Origin of the sequence: Actinacidiphila glaucinigra (assembly GCF_035918135.1) — a bacterium.
Taxonomy (GTDB): domain Bacteria; phylum Actinomycetota; class Actinomycetes; order Streptomycetales; family Streptomycetaceae; genus Actinacidiphila; species Actinacidiphila glaucinigra.
Genome location: NZ_CP109144.1, coordinates 2,765,453 through 2,783,041, shown reverse-complemented (window position 1 = coordinate 2,783,041; position 17,589 = coordinate 2,765,453). Strand labels below are relative to the sequence as shown.

Here is a 17,589-nt window from a genome sequence, read left to right as displayed (position 1 = left end):
ACGGGGGACGCCGGCGGCAGGGTGACGGGGCGCACGCCGGCCCCGCCCCGTCACTCCGCGGCCATCGCCGCCAGGCGGGTCACGGTGTTCCAGTTGCGGGCCGTGGCCGTCAGCCCCAGGCGCTTCTCCCACAGCGCGTGGGAGAGCCGGGTCTTCTGCACCCCGTTCGGGCAGTGCACGTAGATCTCGCGCTCGCCCGGGCGGAACTCGTCGGGAGCGAAGCCGGCCGGGTCCAGACCGGCGAGCCGGTCCGGCTCGACGGGCCCCGACAGGAAGGTGACCAGGAAGCGCGCGGGGTCGATGCCCGTCATGTCGAACGGGTTGCGCTCGACGACCCCGGCGAGCGCGGCCGCCTCGCGGACGATGCACGGCACCCTCCGCCCCTCGAACGCGGCGGCGACGGCCGCCTCCAGCGCGTCCGCCAGCTTCCCCGGATCGGCCTGCTCGTGCTCGAACAGGGCGTTGCCGCTCTGCAGATGGGTGCGCACGGACGTGCCGCCGATCTCCTCCAGCAGTCGGCGCAGGTCCTGCATCGGAAGCCTGGTCGTCGGCCCGACGTTGATCCCGCGCAGGAGAGCCACGTATCCGGTCACCCCGCCACATTAACCGTCGCCTCGCCGGGCTTACCCACTTTCGGAGGACCAGCGGCCCGGCGGAACGGTTCGCCACCGGGTGCCGCCGCTACGTTCGCGTCCATGAGCACGAAGCGTGACCGTCCGGTCGTCACCGAACTGCGGCTCTCCGCCTTCAAGTCGCATCGCGGCGCGAGCTTCCCGCTCGGGCCGCTCACCGTGATGGCGGGGGCGAGCGGCACCGGCAAGTCCAGTGTCCTGGAAGGGCTCGGCCTGCTCGGCCGGCTCGCCGCCGGTGAGGAACTGGCCATGGCGTTCGACGGCGTGCGCGGGGGAGTGGCGGCCTGCGTGCCCCACGCGGCCAAGCCGGACGCGGAGGGCCGGCGCGGCTTCCGCATCGGGTGCACGGTGGACGGCGCGGTCGGCCCCGTCGCACTCGACGTCGCCGTGCAGACCGAACCCGAACTGCGCATCGTCGGCGAGCGGTTGACCGGCGCCGGCGAGACCCTGCTCGCCACCGCGCTGCGCGATCCGGGGCGGCGTACCGTCCAGGCGGCCTGGCACACCGCGGGGCTGGTCCCGGTGACCCGGGCCCCGCTGCCCGACGACCGGCTGGCCACCTCCCTGCTGCCGCTGCGCGTCGCGGGCACCACCGAGGGGCAGCGGCTGGTGCTCGCCGCCGCGGAGCAGACGGTGCTCGCGCTGCGCGGGGTGTTCCCCGTCGACCCCCGGCCGCACATGATGCGCGAGCCCGCGCGGGTGGCCGACGGCCTGCTCCGCGGCGGCTGCGACAACCTCTCTGCGGTGCTGCGCCGTACCCAGGGCGAGTGCCGTACCCGGCACGCCGCACTGGTCGGCGCGCTGCGGGCGGTGTGCAGCCCGCCCGTCGAGGGACTGACGGTGGTCCCCGCCGGGGAGCCGGGGACGGGGGCGTACGCGCAGTCGGTGGTGGCGGCCGTCGACCGGGGACCCCTGGGGCTCGTGCCGGTGGACCGGCTCGGTGACGGGGAGTTGCGCTTCCTCGCGCTGGCGCTGGTGCTGCTGACCGGGCCGGGCGTGCTGGAGGTGGACACCAGCGGCGAGGTGCCGGACGCCGTCCAGGTCCTCACGGTGCTGGCGGACGGCCTGGACACCGGCCTGGACCGGGCGCAGTCGCGGCAGTTGCTGGCGCTGGCCGCGCAGGTCGCCGAACGCGGCCACATCAGGCTGATCGGCACGGTGCACGACCCCGCCGTGGCCGAGGGGGCGGAGGGAGTGACGCTGCTGCGCCTCGGGAGCCCGGCGGCCGACCGTGAGCGGGTGCCGGCGCAGGGTACGGGCCCGGAGGCACCGGCCGCCGAGGCCCCGGCGGCCGGGCAGGCCCCGCCGCAGCACGCCGCGGCGGCGATGGGGTAGACCTGCGGGTGTGACCGAGGATCTGCACGCGCTGCAGCGCAGGCTGGCCGCATTCGCGGCCGCCAGGCGCTGGGAGCCGTACCACACGCCGAAGAACCTGGCCGTGGCCCTGAGCGTCGAGGCCTCCGAGCTCCTGGAGATCTTCCAGTGGCTCACGCCCGAGCAGGCGGCCGGGGTCATGGAGGACCCCGACAGCGCGCACCGGGTACGGGACGAGGTGGCGGACGTGCTCGCGTACCTGCTGCAGTTCTGCGAGGTGCTCGGCGTGGACGTGCTGGAGGCGCTGTCCGCCAAGATCGACCGCAACGAGCTGCGCTTCCCGCTGCCGGGGGCCGGTGACTGAGGCGCGGCGGCCGGTGCGCCCCGCTTCGCGGGCCGGTCGCGCCGGGGGTCACGCGCGCCGCTCGCACGGCCGGGGGAGCGGGTTGTCCACAGGCGGGAACCGGCCACTTCCCCATCACGTCGCGATCCGTCACTCTGAGTGAGGAAGGCGATCGACGGGGCGGAGACGGGGGAGGTGCGTCGTGATGGACGCGGTACGGCTGATCCGGGCCACGCGGGAGTCGCTGAGGAGCGGCGGGACCGAGCGTGAGCTGATGGCGGAGGCCTGGCAGATCCAGGCGCTGACGGAGGCGATCGGCAGCTACGTCGCGCTCCACGGGGCCCCCGAGCTGCGCACTCCCGGATTCTCCGTCTGCGAGGCGGGCGGCCGGGCGTGCGGGGCCACGGGGCCGCCCGGGGTGGCGTCCGGTCCGTTGCGCGCGGCCCTGCTCACCGATGTGCGCGAACCCGCCGGGACCTTGCGCGAGCTGCGCGAACTGCTGTCGGAGCTGGGCATGGCCCTGGTCTCGGTGGCCTGCACCGCCGAGAGCGAGACGGAGTACTGGCAGTGCATCGAGGCGGTCGACGCCGCCGACGAGTCCAAGGACCGGGTGGGTGTCCTCCTGCGCGCGGTCGAGGCGCGGCAGCGGGAGGGCACGTGAGCACCAAGTCCGTGCCGCAGAAGCGAAGTTGGCGGATTGCGGCCCTCCCCGGTCCGGGAGGGTGCCGCGCGGGACAGGTTGCCGATCGATTCCGGGCGAAGAGGTGCAGGATGGAGTCATGGATCTTCGAATCTTCACCGAGCCCCAGCAAGGGGCCTCGTACGACACCCTGCTCTCCGTCGCCAAGGCGACCGAGGAGCTCGGGTTCGACGCCTTCTTCCGCTCCGACCACTACCTCAAGATGGGCGACGCGGACGGTCTGCCGGGGCCGAGCGACGCGTGGATCACCCTGGCCGGCCTCGCCCGCGAGACCAAGCGGATCCGGCTCGGCACCCTGATGACGGCCGCCACCTTCCGGCTGCCCGGTGTGCTCGCCATCCAGGTCGCGCAGGTGGACCAGATGTCGGGCGGCCGCGTCGAGCTGGGCCTGGGCGCGGGATGGTACGCGGACGAGCACGCCGCGTACGGCATCCCGTTCCCGAAGGAGAAGTTCGCCAGGCTGGAGGAGCAGCTCGCCATCGTCACCGGCCTCTGGGAGACCCCGGTGGGCGAGACCTTCGACTTCAAGGGCACGCACTACACGGTGGAGAACTCGCCCGCGCTGCCCAAGCCCGCCCAGGCGAAGCTCCCCGTCCTCATCGGCGGCCACGGTGCCCGGCGCACCCCGCGGCTCGCCGCCCGCTACGCGGACGAGTTCAACCTGCCGTTCGGCTCACTGGAGGACACCGCCTCGCAGTTCGCCCGCGTGCGGGAGGCCGCGGAGGAGCACGGCCGGGGCAAGGACGAGATCGTCTACTCCAACGCCCTCGTCGTGTGCGTCGGCAAGGACGACGCCGAGGTCGCCCGCAGGGCCGCGGCCATCGGCCGTGAGGTCGACGAGCTCAAGGCCAACGGCCTCGCCGGTTCCCCCGCCGAGGTCGTCGACAGGATCGGCCGCTTCGCCGAGCTCGGCGCCACCCGCTTCTACCTGCAGATCCTGGACCTGAGCGACCTCGGGCACCTGGAACTGATCGCCTCCGGGGTCCAGTCGCAGCTCGGCTGAGCCCGGCACACCACGCGAGGAGCACCCGCGATGCCCGCACCGACCCGGTCCCTGGCGCAGGCCCTCGCCGAGGGCCCCGTCGTCCTCGACGGCGGGTTGTCCAACCAGCTCGCCGACCAGGGCTGCGACCTGGACGGCGCGCTCTGGTCCGCCCGCCTGCTCGCGGATGCGCCGGAGCAGATCGAGGCGGCGCACACCGCCTACGTGCGGGCGGGCGCGCGGGTGCTCATCACCTCCGGTTATCAGGCCACCTACGAGGGCTTCGCCGCACGCGGCATCGGACGAGGGGAGGCGACCGCCCTGCTGCGGCGCAGCGTCGCCCTCGCCCGCGCCGCCGCCCGCGACCGCGACGACGTCTGGGTGGCGGCCTCCGTGGGACCGTACGGCGCGATGCTCGCGGACGGCAGCGAGTACCGGGGCCGCTACGGGCTGAGCGTCGCGCAACTGGAGCGTTTCCACCGGCCCAGGATGGAGACGCTGGCCGAGGCCGGCCCGGACGTCCTGGCGCTGGAGACCGTGCCGGACACCGACGAGGCGGAGGCGCTGCTGAGGATCGCCGAGGGCCTCGGGGTGCCGGTCTGGCTCAGCTACACCGTCACGGGCGGGGCGACCCGGGCCGGGCAGCCGCTGGAGGACGCCTTCCGGATCGCCGCGGACTCGGACGCGGTGATCGCCGTCGGCGTCAACTGCTGCGACCCGGCGGACGCCACGCGCGCGGTGGAGACAGCGGCGGCGACCGTGGACCGGCCCGTGGTCGTCTACCCCAACAGCGGCGAGACCTGGGACGGACGGGCCCGCGACTGGAGCGGAGGCCGGGCCTTCGACCCGGCCCTGGCCGCCGTCTGGCAGCGCTCCGGTGCCCGGCTCATCGGGGGATGCTGCCGGGTCGGGCCCGCACAGATATCCGCCCTCGCCCGCGCACTCGCCGCCCAGCCGGGGAAAACCGCTGTTGAGGGCGGCGGCGGACAGGCGATACTCAGGCGGTGTTCCTGACGATAACAACCACCGGCAGCGGCGGCATGCCCGCCACGGACCTCGGCTTCCTGCTGCACAAGCATCCGGAGAAGGCCCAGGTCTTCTCGACCTCCTACGGCGACGCCCACGTCTTCTACCCCGTGGCGTCCGAGCAACGGTGCACCGCCGCACTGCTGCTGGAGGTCGATCCGGTGGCGCTGGTCCGGCGCGGCAAGGGCAAGGGCCGGGGCGGGGCCCCCGACTCCGCGCTCGGCCAGTACGTCAACGACCGGCCCTACGCCGCCTCGTCGCTGCTCGCGGTCGCCCTCCGCACGGTGTTCGCCAGCGCCCTGAGGGGCGTCTGCGACGCCCGCCCCGAGCGGGCCGCGCAGCCCCTGCCGCTGCGGATCGAGATCCCCGCCGTGCCCGCGCGCGGGGGTGCCGCCCTCGTCCGCCGGCTCTTCGAGCCGTTGGGCTGGATCGTCGAGGCCGAACCGGTCGCGCTGGACGAGCAGTTCCCCGCGTGGGGCGAGTCGCGCTACGTGCGGCTGGCCCTGGAGGGCGAGATGCGGCTGTCCGAGGCCCTGCGGCACCTGTATGTGCTGCTCCCGGTCCTGGACGACGCCAAGCACTACTGGGTGTCGCCCGACGAGGTCGACAAGCTGCTGCGCATGGGCGACGGATGGCTCGCCGCCCACCCGGAGCAGCGGCTTATCGCCAGCCGCTATCTGTCCCGCCGCTGGTCGCTGACCCGGCAGGCCATGGAGCGGCTGGAACTGGCCCGGCTCGCCGAGGCCGACGACATCGAGGCCGAGGAGCTGGACAACGCCGTCGACGAGGAGGTGGACACCGAGGAGAAGCCGCTGCCGCTGGCGGTGCAGCGCCGCGAGGCGATCCTGGCGGAGCTGCGCGACGCCGGGGCGAGCCGTGTCCTCGACCTCGGCTGCGGCCAGGGCCAGCTGGTCGGCGCGCTGCTGAAGGACGTCCGCTTCACCGAGGTCCTCGGCGTCGACGTGTCGTCCCGGGCCCTGGGCGAGGCCGCGCGACGGCTGCGGCTGGACCGCATGGGCGAGCGGCAGTCCTCCCGCGTCCGGCTGGTGCAGGGCTCCCTGACGTACACCGACGCCCGGCTCAAGGGCTACGACGCCGCGGTGCTCAGCGAGGTCGTGGAGCACCTCGACCTGCCCCGGCTGCCCGCACTGGAGTACGCCGTCTTCGGCTCGGCACGCCCCGCCACGGTGCTCGTGACCACGCCGAACGTCGAGTACAACGTGCGCTGGGAGACGCTGCCCGCCGGGCACGTCCGGCACGCGGACCACCGCTTCGAGTGGACCCGCGAGGAGTTCCGCTCGTGGGCGGAGCAGGTCGCCGGACGGCACGGCTACGGTGTCCGCTTCGTCCCCGTCGGCCCCGACGACCCCGAGGTCGGCCCGCCCACCCAGATGGCCGTCTTCACCATGACCGCCATGACCGCCATGACGGCCATGACCACCATGACCGCGAAGGAGGTCACCCCCGCATGACCGGCAAGCGCACCCTCCCGGTGACCGATCTGTCCCTCGTGGTCCTGATCGGCACCACCGGCTCCGGCAAGTCGACCTTCGCCCGGCGCCACTTCAAGCCCACCGAGGTGATCTCCTCGGACTTCTGCCGCGGTCTGGTCAGCGACGACGAGAACGACCAGGGCGCCAGCGGCGACGCCTTCGACGTGCTGCACTACATCGCGGGCAAGCGGCTGGCCGCCGGCCGGCTCACCGTCATCGACGCCACCAGCGTGCAGCAGGAGAGCCGCCGCCAGCTCGTCCGGCTCGCCCGCGAGCACGACGTGCTGCCCATCGCGATCGTCCTCGACGTCCCCGAGCAGGTCTGCGTCGAGCGGAACGCCTCCCGTCCCGACCGCGCCCACCTGCCCCGGCACGTCGTGCAGCGCCAGCAGCGCGAGCTGCGCCGCTCCCTGCGGCAGCTGGAGCGCGAGGGCTTCCGCAAGGTGCACATCCTGCGCGGCACCGAGGAGGTCGAGGCGGCCGAGGTCGTGCTGGAGCGCCGTTACAACGACAAGCGCGAGCTCACCGGCCCCTTCGACATCATCGGCGACATCCACGGCTGCAGCTCCGAGCTGGAGACCCTGCTCGGGAAGCTGGGCTACGTCGACGGCGTGCACCCCGAGGGCCGCACGGCCGTCTTCGTCGGAGACCTCGTCGACCGCGGCCCCGACAGCCCCGGCGTGCTGCGCCGCGTCATGGGCATGGTCGCCGCGGGCGACGCCCTGTGCGTGCCCGGCAACCACGAGAACAAGCTGGGCCGCTGGCTGAAGGGCAGGCAGGTCCAGCACACCCACGGCCTCGCCGAGACCATCGAGCAGCTGGAGAAGGAGGACGGGAAGGACCCCGCCTTCCGGGAGCAGGTGCGCGAGTTCATCGACGGACTCGTCAGCCACTACGTTCTCGACGGCGGCAAGCTGGTCGTCTGCCACGCCGGCCTGCCCGAGAAGTACCACGGCCGCACCTCCGGCCGGGTCCGCTCGCACGCCTTGTACGGCGACACCACCGGCGAGACCGACGAGTTCGGCCTGCCCGTGCGCTACCCGTGGGCCGAGGACTACCGCGGCCGAGCCGCCGTCGTCTACGGCCACACACCCGTGCCGAGCACCTCGTGGATCAACAACACCATCTGTTTGGACACCGGCGCCGTCTTCGGCGGGCGGATGACGGCCCTGCGCTGGCCCGAGCGCGAGATCGTCGACGTGCCCGCCGAGCGGGTCTGGTACGAGCCGGCGAAGCCTCTGGCGAGCGAGGCGCCCGGAGGGCAGGACGGGCGGCCGCTCGACCTCGCCGACGTGACCGGCCGCCGTGTCGTGGAGACCGCGCACCACGGCCGGGTCGCCGTCCGCGAGGAGAACGCGGCCGCCGCGCTGGAGGTCATGAGCCGCTTCGCGGTCGACCCGCGGCTGCTGATGTACCTGCCGCCGACGATGTCGCCGTGCGCGACCTCGCAGCTGGAGGGCTACCTGGAGCACCCGCACGAGGCGTTCGCCGCCTACCGGGCGGACGGCGTCGGCCAGGTGCTCTGCGAGGAGAAGCACATGGGTTCCCGTGCCGTGGCGCTGGTGTGCCGCGACGCGGAGACGGCCGGCGAGCGCTTCGGGGTGACCGGCGGCGTGACGGGCGCCCTGCACACCCGCACGGGCCGTCCGTTCTTCGACGACCCGGCCGTCACCGAGCAGGTCCTGGACCGGCTGCGGGCCTCCGTCACCGCCGCCGGGCTGTGGGACGAGCTCGGCACGGACTGGCTGCTGCTCGACGCCGAGCTGATGCCCTGGTCGCTGAAGGCCTCCGGTCTGCTGCGCAAGCAGTACGCCGCCGTGGGCGCCGCCTCCGGCGCGGTCTTCCCGGGCGCGCTCGCCGCCCTGGAGTCCGCCGCCGCGCGGGGCACCGACGTGGCGGGCCTGCTGGAGCGGCAGCGCGGCCGGTCCGCGGACGCGGCCGCCTTCACCGAGGCGTACCGGCGCTACTGCTGGTCGACCGAGGGCCTGGACGGGGTACGTCTGGCGCCCTTCCAGATCCTGGCCGCCCAGGGCCGCAGTCTCGCCGCGCTGCCGCACGACGGGCAGCTGGCGCTCATCGACCGCCTGGTCGCGAACGACCCGACGGGGCTGCTGCAGGAGACCCGCAGGCTGCTGGTCGACACCGCCGACGAGGAGTCGGTGGCCGCCGGGACGCGGTGGTGGCTGGAGCTGACCGAGGCCGGCGGCGAGGGCATGGTCGTCAAGCCGCTCCAGGCCCTGGTGCGCACCGAGGACGGCAACCGCCTGGTCCAGCCCGGCATCAAGTGCCGCGGCCGGGAGTACCTGCGGATCATCTACGGTCCGGAGTACACCCGGCCCGACCAGCTGGTCAGGCTCCGCTCCCGGGCCCTGGGCCACAAGCGCTCCCTCGCGCTGCGCGAGTACGCGCTGGGCCTGGAGGCGCTGGACCGGCTGGCCGCGGGCGAGCCCCTGTGGCGCGTGCACGAGGCGGTCTTCGCCCTCCTGGCCCTGGAGTCCGAGCCGGTGGACCCCCGGCTGTGACGGACGGGGGGCGGGCACCCGGGTGCCCGCCCCTCCCTGGCGGTAAACCCCTGCCAAGTGGGAATGTCTAGCTCCATGGCATTCCATGTGGACTCCGAGGCAGGGCGGCTGCACCGCGTCATCCTCCACCGCCCCGATCTGGAGCTGAAAAGGCTCACGCCGTCGAACAAGGACGCCCTGCTCTTCGACGACGTCCTGTGGGTGCGCCGGGCCCGCGCCGAGCACGACGGCTTCGCCGACGTGCTGCGCGACCGGGGCGTGGCCGTGCACCTCTTCGGTGACCTGCTGCGGGAGACGCTGACCCTGCCCGAGGCCCGGCGCATGGTGCTGGACCGGGTCTTCGACGAGAAGGAGTACGGCCCGGTGGTCACCGACCACCTGCGCGCCGCCTTCGACGAGCTGTCCGCGGCCGAACTGACCGAGGCCCTGGTCGGCGGCATGACCAAGCGGGAGTTCCTGGCCCGTTTCGCCGAGCCGACCTCGGTCCGCTTCCACGTGATGGACCTGGACGACTTCCTGCTCGACCCGCTGCCCAACCACATCTTCACCCGGGACACCTCGGCCTGGGTCTACGACGGGGTCAGCATCAACGCGATGCGCTGGCCCGCCCGCTGGCACGAGACGATCCACTACGAGGCGATCTACCGCCACCACCCGCTCTTCGCGGGCGGCTCCTTCCACGTGTGGTCCGAGGGCCAGGCGGCCTACCCGTCCACCATCGAGGGCGGCGACGTCCTGGTGATCGGCAACGGCGCCGTCCTCATCGGCATGAGCGAGCGCACCACCTCGCAGGCCGTGGAGATGCTGGCCCAGCGGCTGTTCAACGCGGGGTCGGCCACCACGATCGTGGCCCTGGACATGCCCAAGCGCCGTGCCTTCATGCACCTGGACACCGTGATGACCATGGTCGACGGCGACACCTTCACCAAGTACGCGGGCTTGGGCATGCTGCGCTCGTACACCATCGAGCCCGGCGCCGGGGAGCGCGACCTCAAGGTCACCGACCACCCGCCGGAGCACATGCACCGGGCCATCGCGGCGGCCCTGGGCCTGGACGACATCCGGGTGCTCACCGCGACCCAGGACGTCCACTCCGCCGAGCGCGAGCAGTGGGACGACGGGTGCAACGTGCTCGCCCTGGAGCCGGGCGTCGTCCTGGCGTACGAGCGCAACGTCACCACCAACACCTTCCTGCGCAAGCGCGGCATCGAGGTCATAGAGATCCCCGGGAGCGAACTCGGGCGCGGCCGCGGCGGCCCGCGCTGCATGAGCTGCCCCATCGAGCGGGACCCGGTCTGACGGGCGGCGATCCGTGGCCGGGACCGCTGGTGGGGCTGTATAAGGATGCGAGGATTCGTATAGACTTCCATGGTCCCGGCGCACTCATGTTCGGCATCCGGCCGACCCCGACCTAGGAGCCCCCATGGCCATCGACCTCACGGGCCGCCACTTCCTCAAGGAACTGGACTTCGCCCCCGAGGAGTTCCGCGGGCTGGTGGAGCTGGCCGCCGAGCTGAAGAAGGCCAAGAAGGCGGGCTCCGAGGTCCGGCGTCTCACGGGCCGCAACATCGCTCTGATCTTCGCCAAGACCTCCACTCGCACCCGCTGCGCCTTCGAGGTCGCCGCGGCCGACCAGGGCGCCTCCACGACCTACCTGGACCCGGCCGGCTCCCAGCTCGGCCACAAGGAGTCGGTGAAGGACACCGCTCGGGTACTCGGCCGGATGTTCGACGGCATCGAGTACCGCGGGACGGGCCAGGAGGTCGTCGAGGAACTGGCCGCCCACGCCGGGGTGCCGGTGTGGAACGGCCTCACCGACCAGTGGCACCCGACCCAGATGCTCGCCGACGTGCTCACCATGACGGAGCACTCCCGTTCCCCGCTGGCGGAGACGGCCTACGCCTACCTCGGCGACGCCCGCTCCAACATGGGCAACTCGCTGCTGGTCACCGGCGCCCTCCTCGGCATGGACGTACGCATCGTCGCGCCGGAGCGGCTGTGGCCGGACGAGTCGGTCGTCGCCGAGGCCCGGCGCCTCGCGGAGACCACGGGCGCCCGGGTCACCCTGACCGAGGACGTCGCCGAGGGCGTCGCCGGCGCGGAGTTCGTCCACACCGACGTCTGGGTGTCGATGGGCGAGCCCGCCGAGGTCTGGGACGAGCGCATCGTGCTGCTGAAGCCGTACGCCGTGACCATGGACGTGCTGCGGGCCACCGGCCGTCCCGACACGAAGTTCATGCACTGCCTGCCCGCGTTCCACGACCTCGGCACCGCCCTGGCCCGGGAGATCCACGCACGGCACGGGCTGACCTCCCTGGAGGTCACCGACGAGGTCTTCGAGTCGGTGCACTCGATCGTCTTCGACCAGGCCGAGAACCGGATGCACACCATCAAGGCCGTCCTCGTCGCCACACTGGGAGGCGCGTGAGGCGCCGCGTATATGGCGCACTCGTGACGGCGGTCACGAAGGGGTGATAACTTCGCGGTGGTGGCAAGCCTGCCTCCCCCGTGAAGGAGGACGTCCCCATGAGCCCCTACCGAGGCTCCGCAGGCCGTACCGAGGAATGGCGGCACCTGCGGGTCGAGCGCGCCGACGGTGTCGTCACCGTCACCTTCGACCGCCCCGACAAGCTCAACGCGCTCACCTTCGGCGCCTACGCCGACCTGCGCGACCTGCTCACCGAACTGCCGCACCACGGCGACACCCGGGTCCTGGTGCTGGCCGGGGCCGGTCGCGGCTTCTGCTCCGGCGGGGACGTCGACGAGATCATCGGCGCCACCCTCGCCATGGGCGCGGGCCAGCTGCTGGACTTCACCCGCATGACCGGCCAGGTCGTCCGCGCCATCCGCGAGGCCCCCTTCCCCGTCGTCGCGGCCGTCCACGGCGTCGCGGCCGGGGCCGGCTCCGTGATCGCCCTCGCCTCCGACTTTCGCATCGTCGAACGCTCGGCACGCTTCGCCTTCCTCTTCACCAAGGTCGGCCTCGCCGGCGCCGACATGGGCGCCGCCTACCTGCTGCCCCGCATCGTCGGACTCGGCCACGCCACCCGGCTGCTGATGCTCGGCGACACCCTGGGCGCCGAGGAGGCCGACCGCATCGGCCTCGTCAGCGAACTCGTCGACGACGGCCAGGCGGACGCGAGCGCCGCCGCCCTCGCCAAACGCCTGGCCACCGGCCCGGCGCTGGCGTACGCGCAGACCAAGGCGCTGCTCACCGCGGAACTCGACATGCCGCTCGCCGCCGCGGTGGAGATGGATGCCGCGACCCAGGCGCTCCTGATGACCGGCGAGGACTACGCCGAGTTCCACGCCGCGTTCACCGGGAAGCGCAGCCCCAACTGGAAGGGCCGGTAACCGTGCGGGTGGCCATCATCGGCGGCGGCCCCGGCGGGCTCTACGCGGCCGCACTGCTCAAACGCCTCGACCCGGAACGCGACATCACCGTCTGGGAGCGCGGCGCTCCCGAGGACACCTTCGGCTTCGGCGTCGTGCTCTCCGACGAGACGCTCGGCGGCATCGAGCACGCCGACCCCGTCGTCTTCCGCGCCCTGCAAAGGGAGTTCACCCGCTGGGACGACATCGACGTGCACCACCGCGGGCGCGCCGTCACCTCCGGCGGCCACGGCTTCGCGGCGGTGGACCGGCGCACGCTGCTGGCGATCCTCCACGACCGCTGCCGCGACCTCGGCGTGACGGTCCGCACCCGTGAACTCGCCCCGGCCGCAGACCGGCTGGCCCGCGACCACGACCTCGTCGTCGCCGCCGACGGCGCGGGCAGCGCCACCCGCGGCGCCCACGCCGCCGTCTTCCGGCCCACCCTCACCGGACACCGCTGCCGCTACATCTGGCTCGCCACCGACCTCGCCCTGGACGCCTTCCGCTTCGAGATCGCCGAGACCGAGCACGGCGTGATGCAGGCCCACGGCTATCCGTACCGGCCCGGCGTCAGCACCTTCATCGTCGAGATGCACGAGGACGTCTGGCGGCGCGCCGGACTGGACCGCCTGGACGAGGCCGAGTCGATCGCCCGCTGCGAGAAGATCTTCGCCGACGCCCTGCACGGCCACAGCCTGCGCGGCAACCGCTCCCGCTGGATCGCCTTCACCACCGTCGCCAACGAACGCTGGCGGCACGGGAACATCGTGCTGCTCGGCGACGCCGCCCACACCGCGCACTTCTCCATCGGCTCCGGCACCAAGCTCGCCATGGAGGACGCCCTCGCCCTCGCCGCCTGCGTGCACGAGCAGCCCGGCGTCCCCGAGGCGCTCGCCGCCTACGAGGCCGAGCGCAAGCCGGTGGTCGCCAGCACGCAGCGCGCCGCGCGGGCCAGCCTGGAGTGGTTCGAGAACCTGGAGCAGTACGCCGCCCAGCCGCCCCGGCAGTTCGCCTTCAACCTGCTCACCCGCAGCCGCCGGGTCACCCATGACAACCTGCGGCTGCGCGACGCGGACTTCACCGCCTCGGTGGAGCGGGAGTTCGGCACCGGGCCGGACACCCCGCCGATGTTCACCCCCTTCACCCTGCGCGGGCTGACCCTGCGCAACCGGGTCGTCGTCTCGCCGATGGACATGTACTCCGCCGCCGACGGCACCCCCGGTGACTTCCACCTCGTCCACCTCGGCGCCCGCGCCCTCGGCGGCGCAGGCCTGGTCATGACCGAGATGGTCTGCGTCAGCCCCGAGGGCCGGATCACCCCGGGCTGCGCGGGCCTGTGGAACGACGGGCACGAGGCCTCCTGGCGCCGCGTCACCGACTTCGTGCACGCCGGGCCCGGCGCCGCGATCGGCCTCCAGCTCGGCCACAGCGGCCGCAAGGGCTCCACCCGGCTGATGTGGGAGGGCATCGACCAGCCGCTCCCCGAGGGCAACTGGCCGCTGGCGGCCCCCTCCCCGCTGCCGTACCACCCGCACGTCAGCCAGGTCCCGCACGCCCTGGACGACGCCGGGCTGGCCGCGATCCGCGAGCAGTTCGCCGCCTCCGCCGCGCGCGGCGCCCGCGCCGGGTTCGACCTGCTGGAGCTGCACTGCGCCCACGGCTACCTGCTGTCGTCCTTCCTCTCCCCGCTCACCAACCGGCGCACCGACGGCTACGGCCGCGACCTGGCCGGACGGCTGCGCTTCCCGCTGGAGGTCTTCGACGCCGTCCGCGAGGTGTGGCCCGACGACCGCCCGATGACCGTCCGCATCTCCGCCACCGACTGGGCCGAGGGCGGCACGACCGCCGACGACGCGCTGGAGATCGCCCGGGCCTTCGCCGCCCACGGCGCCGACGCCATCGACGTCTCCACCGGCCAGGTCGTCCCCGACGAGGCCCCCGACTACGGCCGCTCCTACCAGACCCCCTACGCCGACCGGATCCGCAACGAACTCGGCCTGCCCGTCATCGCGGTCGGCGCCATCTCCTCCTGGGACGACGTCAACTCCCTGATCCTCGCGGGCCGCGCCGACCTGTGCGCGCTCGCCCGCCCCCACCTCTACGACCCCAACTGGACGCTCCACGCCGCCGCCGAACAGGGCTACTCCGGCCCCGGCGCCCCCTGGCCCCTCCCGTACCGGGCCGGCAGCCGCCGCCCGCCCACGGGCCGCACGGACGCCCCCCGGCCCCGGCTGACGCTGGACGTGTGAGGGGCGGCCGCCTCAGCGGAAGGCGGAGGTGTCGAGCGCGAACGCGAACGGCTCGGGGAGGTCGAGTTCCTTGCCGAACAGCACCCGGACGTCCTGCCGGTAGTCCTCGGCGTCCGGCTCGCCGTACAGGGTCACGGTGCCTTCGGTGCGGTCCACCAGCAGGTAGAAGGGGATGCCGGCGGCCGCGTAGCCGCGTCGCCGTGGGCCGCGGTCCCTTGCCGGGCGCGCCGCCGTCACCCGCCATCACCACTCCCGCCGGGTCGGCCCAGGGCGGCTGTCCTCTGAAGTGCCCCGTGAGCATCGAGGCGTCGACCGCGGAGGTGCCCTCCGGTACGACGAGTTCGAGGAATGTGTCCAGTACGGCCGCCTCACCCGTCGTCGAACGGCCCTGCCCGGGGCGAGCCGACATGCGCGTCCCTCCTGAATTGCCGTGCGGGCGTGTGCCTACGCCAACGATCATCCGAGGAGGCCGGTCACGCCGCGGGGTCGGCGGACCGCGCGAACTCCGCGCCCGCGTCGCGCAGCCGCGCGTGCAGCCCCTCGAAGACCGCCGCCGCGCGGCCGCCGGGCCAGTCGGGCGGGAGGAGGGCGGGCGGCAGGCCCGGGTCGGCGTAGGGGAGGCGGCGCCAGGAGTCGAGGGCCCGCAGGTAGTCCGCGAAGGCCTCCTGCGGCGGGGTCGCCTCCCGGGAGGCCCAGGCGCGCAGCACGGGCTCGTGGGCGTCGAGGAAGGCGTGGTGGCGCTTGGCGACGGCGTCGAGGTCCCACCAGCGGCGCACGGCCGCGGCCGTCGGCTCGAAGCCGAGGTGGGTGCCGGCGAAGAGGTCGACGTAGGTGTCCAGGCCGAGCCGGCGCAGGGTGTGCAGGGCCTCCTCGTGGAGGCGGGCGGGCGCGATCCACACACCCGGTGCGGCGGTGCCGAAGCCCAGGCGGGCCAGGCGGGAGCGGAGCAGGTGCCGCTTGTGGCGCTCGCTCTCCGGGACGGAGAAGACCGCGAGCACCCAGTCCGGGCCGCCCGTTCCGCCGGCCGGGTGACCGTAGATGCGCCGGTCGCCGTCGGCGAGCAGCTGGCGGGCGTCCTCGGACAGGGCGTAGCCCGCGGCGCCGCCGACCCGGTCCGGTTCCAGCAGGCCGCGGCGCTTGAGCCGGGAGACCGCCGAGCGCACCGACTGCGGGTCCACGTCGACGGCGCCCATCAGCCGGATCAGCCCGGCGACGGGTATCCGCCCGTCCCAGCCGTCGGCCCGGCCGTAGGCGCCGAAGAAGGTCAGGATCAGTGAACTGGGGGTGTGCTCGGTCACGCGATCACTGTAGGTCGCGCAGCCGGAAGCGCTGCAGTTTCCCGGTGGGTGTGCGGGGCAGGGCGTCGATGAAGACGATCTCGCGCGGGCACTTGTAGCTCGCGATCTCCTCACGCGTGAAGGAACGCAGCGTCTCGACCGTGTGCTCGTCGCGCGGCGGCCCGTCCCGCAGCACGACGAAGGCCCGGACGATCTGGCCGCGCTGGTCGTCCGGTACGCCGATGACGGCCGCCTCCCGCACGTCGGGGTGGCGCAGCAGCGCCTCCTCGACCTCGGGGCCCGCGATGTTGTACCCCGACGAGATGATCATGTCGTCGGCGCGGGCCACGTAGCGGTAGTAGCCGTCCGCCTCGCGCACATAGGTGTCGCCGGTGATGTTCCAGCCGCCCCGCACGTACTCGCGCTGCCGTTCGTCCGCCAGGTAGCGGCAGCCCGTGGGGCCGCGCACCGCCAGCAGCCCCGGCTCGCCGTCCGGCAGGGGGGACAGCGTCACCGGATCGACGACCCGGGCCTGGTAGCCAGGTACCGGCAGGCCCGTGGTGCCCGGGCGGATCACGTCGTCGGCTGCGGAGATGAAGATGTGCAGCAGCTCCGTGGCCCCTATGCCGTTGATGATCCGCAGACCCGTCGACTCGTACCAGGCGTGCCAGGTCGCCTCGGGCAGGTTCTCGCCCGCCGACACGCAGCGCCGCAGCGAGGACAGGTCCCGGGAGCCGTGCGAGGCGAGTATGGCCCGGTAGGCGGTGGGCGCGGTGAACAGCACGGTCACCTTGTGCTCCGCGACGGCCCGGGCGAGCTGCTCGGGGCCGGCCTGCTCCAGCAGCAGCGCCGACGCCCCCACGCGCAGCGGGAAGACGACCAGGCCGCCCAGCCCGAAGGTGAAGCCCAGCGGCGGGCTGCCGGCGAACACGTCCGCGGAGGTGGGCCGCAGTATGTGCGCCGAGAAGGTGTCGGCGATCGCCAGCACGTCCCGGTGGAAGTGCATACACCCCTTGGGCCGTCCGGTCGTGCCGGAGGTGAAGGCGATCAGCGCGACGTCGTCGGACGAGGTCTCCACCGCCGCGAAGGAGTCCGGCCGGCCGGCGGCGAGCCGCAGCAGGTCGTCCGGCGCCTCGCCGCCGTAGGTGGCGATGCGCAGCCCGGGCGCCTCGCACTTGGCGAGGTCGTCGACCGCGCGGATGTCGCACAGCGCGTGCCGGACGGAGGCGATCTCGCAGATCGTCGCCAGCTCGTGCGGGCGGTGCGCCGCGAGCACGGTCACCGCGACCGCGCCCGCCTTCATGACGGCGAACCAGCACGCCACCAGCCACGGAGTGGTGGGGCCGCGCAGCAGCACGCGGTTGCCGGGCACCACCCCGAGGTCGTCGGTCAGCACGTGCGCGATGCGGTCGGAGGCGGCGCGCAGGTCCGCGTACGACCAGACCTCGCCGCCCGGCATCCGCAGGCAGGGCGCCTCGGGCCGTCCGGCGGCGAGGAGTTCGTCACCGCAGTTGAGCCGGCCCGGATAGGCCAGCTCGGGGAGGTCTTGGGTCAGGACGGGCCACTGGTCACGCGGCGGGAGGTGATCCCGCGGGAAAGTGTCCACGTGAGCTGATGGCAGCAGGTCCATGGCGGGTTCGCCCCTCGTTGGCCCCTGGTTGCGGACGGATTCAGCG

General features: G+C 73.4%; 15 protein-coding genes. 11 read left to right on the top strand and 4 right to left on the bottom strand.

The features are described from left to right. Window positions 1-50 precede the first annotated feature (50 nt). Window positions 51-593, bottom strand: a complete 543-nt coding sequence (locus tag OIE69_RS12170) for a DUF1697 domain-containing protein (RefSeq protein ID WP_326571998.1) — start codon at window positions 591-593, stop codon at window positions 51-53. Between the two features lie 102 nt (window positions 594-695). On the opposite strand from OIE69_RS12170, the gene OIE69_RS12165 reads away from it, so the two are divergent. The 11 genes from OIE69_RS12165 to OIE69_RS12115 all read left to right on the top strand — a co-directional run bounded on the left by OIE69_RS12165 (window position 696) and on the right by OIE69_RS12115 (window position 14,636). After that, entirely contained in the window at window positions 696-1,967 is a 1,272-nt protein-coding gene (locus OIE69_RS12165) for an AAA family ATPase (protein ID WP_326571997.1), read from the top strand. A gap of 10 nt (window positions 1,968-1,977) precedes the next feature. Continuing rightward, window positions 1,978-2,310: a nucleotide pyrophosphohydrolase gene (locus OIE69_RS12160; protein WP_018563257.1), complete on the top strand. Its 333-nt coding sequence runs from the start codon at window positions 1,978-1,980 to the stop codon at window positions 2,308-2,310. Window positions 2,311-2,494: 184 nt separating this feature from the next. Then, window positions 2,495-2,950, top strand: a complete 456-nt coding sequence (locus OIE69_RS12155; RefSeq protein ID WP_326571996.1) for a DUF6099 family protein — start codon at window positions 2,495-2,497, stop codon at window positions 2,948-2,950. A gap of 118 nt (window positions 2,951-3,068) precedes the next feature. Then, window positions 3,069-3,992, top strand: a complete 924-nt coding sequence (locus OIE69_RS12150; protein WP_326571995.1) for an LLM class F420-dependent oxidoreductase — start codon at window positions 3,069-3,071, stop codon at window positions 3,990-3,992. Window positions 3,993-4,022: 30 nt separating this feature from the next. Further along, on the top strand, window positions 4,023-4,985 hold the full coding sequence (gene mmuM / locus OIE69_RS12145; protein ID WP_326571994.1) for a homocysteine S-methyltransferase: 963 nt from the start codon (window positions 4,023-4,025) through the stop codon (window positions 4,983-4,985). Further along, window positions 4,976-6,469, top strand: coding sequence for a 3' terminal RNA ribose 2'-O-methyltransferase Hen1 (locus tag OIE69_RS12140; RefSeq protein WP_326571993.1), 1,494 nt, complete (start codon window positions 4,976-4,978; stop codon window positions 6,467-6,469). The genes mmuM and OIE69_RS12140 overlap by 10 nt, the downstream gene beginning before the upstream one ends. Next, the gene (locus OIE69_RS12135) at window positions 6,466-9,012 is read left to right on the top strand and encodes a polynucleotide kinase-phosphatase (RefSeq protein ID WP_326571992.1); all 2,547 of its coding nucleotides are present in this window, start codon (window positions 6,466-6,468) and stop codon (window positions 9,010-9,012) included. The genes OIE69_RS12140 and OIE69_RS12135 overlap by 4 nt, the downstream gene beginning before the upstream one ends. 75 nt (window positions 9,013-9,087) lie before the next feature. Next, a complete protein-coding gene (locus OIE69_RS12130; protein ID WP_326571991.1) occupies window positions 9,088-10,311 on the top strand; it encodes an arginine deiminase in 1,224 nt (407 codons plus the stop codon). Between the two features lie 124 nt (window positions 10,312-10,435). Continuing rightward, on the top strand, window positions 10,436-11,440 hold the full coding sequence (gene argF, locus OIE69_RS12125; protein WP_326571990.1) for an ornithine carbamoyltransferase: 1,005 nt from the start codon (window positions 10,436-10,438) through the stop codon (window positions 11,438-11,440). 98 nt (window positions 11,441-11,538) lie between these two features. Next, window positions 11,539-12,366, top strand: a complete 828-nt coding sequence (locus tag OIE69_RS12120) for an enoyl-CoA hydratase family protein (protein WP_326571989.1) — start codon at window positions 11,539-11,541, stop codon at window positions 12,364-12,366. A gap of 2 nt (window positions 12,367-12,368) precedes the next feature. After that, the gene (locus OIE69_RS12115; protein ID WP_326571988.1) at window positions 12,369-14,636 is read left to right on the top strand and encodes a bifunctional salicylyl-CoA 5-hydroxylase/oxidoreductase; all 2,268 of its coding nucleotides are present in this window, start codon (window positions 12,369-12,371) and stop codon (window positions 14,634-14,636) included. A 12-nt stretch (window positions 14,637-14,648) separates the two neighbouring features. Here OIE69_RS12115 and OIE69_RS12110 read toward each other — a convergent pair whose 3' ends face one another. From OIE69_RS12110 to OIE69_RS12100, 3 genes are all read right to left on the bottom strand, one after another. Then, on the bottom strand, window positions 14,649-14,873 hold the full coding sequence (locus tag OIE69_RS12110; RefSeq protein WP_326571987.1) for a Uma2 family endonuclease: 225 nt from the start codon (window positions 14,871-14,873) through the stop codon (window positions 14,649-14,651). A gap of 236 nt (window positions 14,874-15,109) precedes the next feature. Further along, entirely contained in the window at window positions 15,110-15,934 is an 825-nt protein-coding gene (locus tag OIE69_RS12105; RefSeq protein ID WP_326571986.1) for a PaaX family transcriptional regulator, read from the bottom strand. Window positions 15,935-15,938: 4 nt separating this feature from the next. Next, window positions 15,939-17,543 (bottom strand): AMP-binding protein, encoded by a 1,605-nt coding sequence (locus tag OIE69_RS12100; RefSeq protein ID WP_326571985.1) that lies wholly within the window; start codon window positions 17,541-17,543, stop codon window positions 15,939-15,941. Between the last annotated feature and the right edge of the window lie 46 nt (window positions 17,544-17,589).

Coding starts and splice junctions, on each gene's coding strand:
- OIE69_RS12130 (WP_326571991.1), top strand. CDS start 9,088: ATGGCATTCCATGTGGACTCCGAGGCAGGGCGGCTGCACCGCGTCATC.
- OIE69_RS12155 (WP_326571996.1), top strand. CDS start 2,495: ATGGACGCGGTACGGCTGATCCGGGCCACGCGGGAGTCGCTGAGGAGC.
- OIE69_RS12120 (WP_326571989.1), top strand. CDS start 11,539: ATGAGCCCCTACCGAGGCTCCGCAGGCCGTACCGAGGAATGGCGGCAC.
- argF (WP_326571990.1), top strand. CDS start 10,436: ATGGCCATCGACCTCACGGGCCGCCACTTCCTCAAGGAACTGGACTTC.
- OIE69_RS12135 (WP_326571992.1), top strand. CDS start 6,466: ATGACCGGCAAGCGCACCCTCCCGGTGACCGATCTGTCCCTCGTGGTC.
- OIE69_RS12100 (WP_326571985.1), bottom strand. CDS start 17,543: ATGGACCTGCTGCCATCAGCTCACGTGGACACTTTCCCGCGGGATCAC.
- OIE69_RS12150 (WP_326571995.1), top strand. CDS start 3,069: ATGGATCTTCGAATCTTCACCGAGCCCCAGCAAGGGGCCTCGTACGAC.
- mmuM (WP_326571994.1), top strand. CDS start 4,023: ATGCCCGCACCGACCCGGTCCCTGGCGCAGGCCCTCGCCGAGGGCCCC.
- OIE69_RS12165 (WP_326571997.1), top strand. CDS start 696: ATGAGCACGAAGCGTGACCGTCCGGTCGTCACCGAACTGCGGCTCTCC.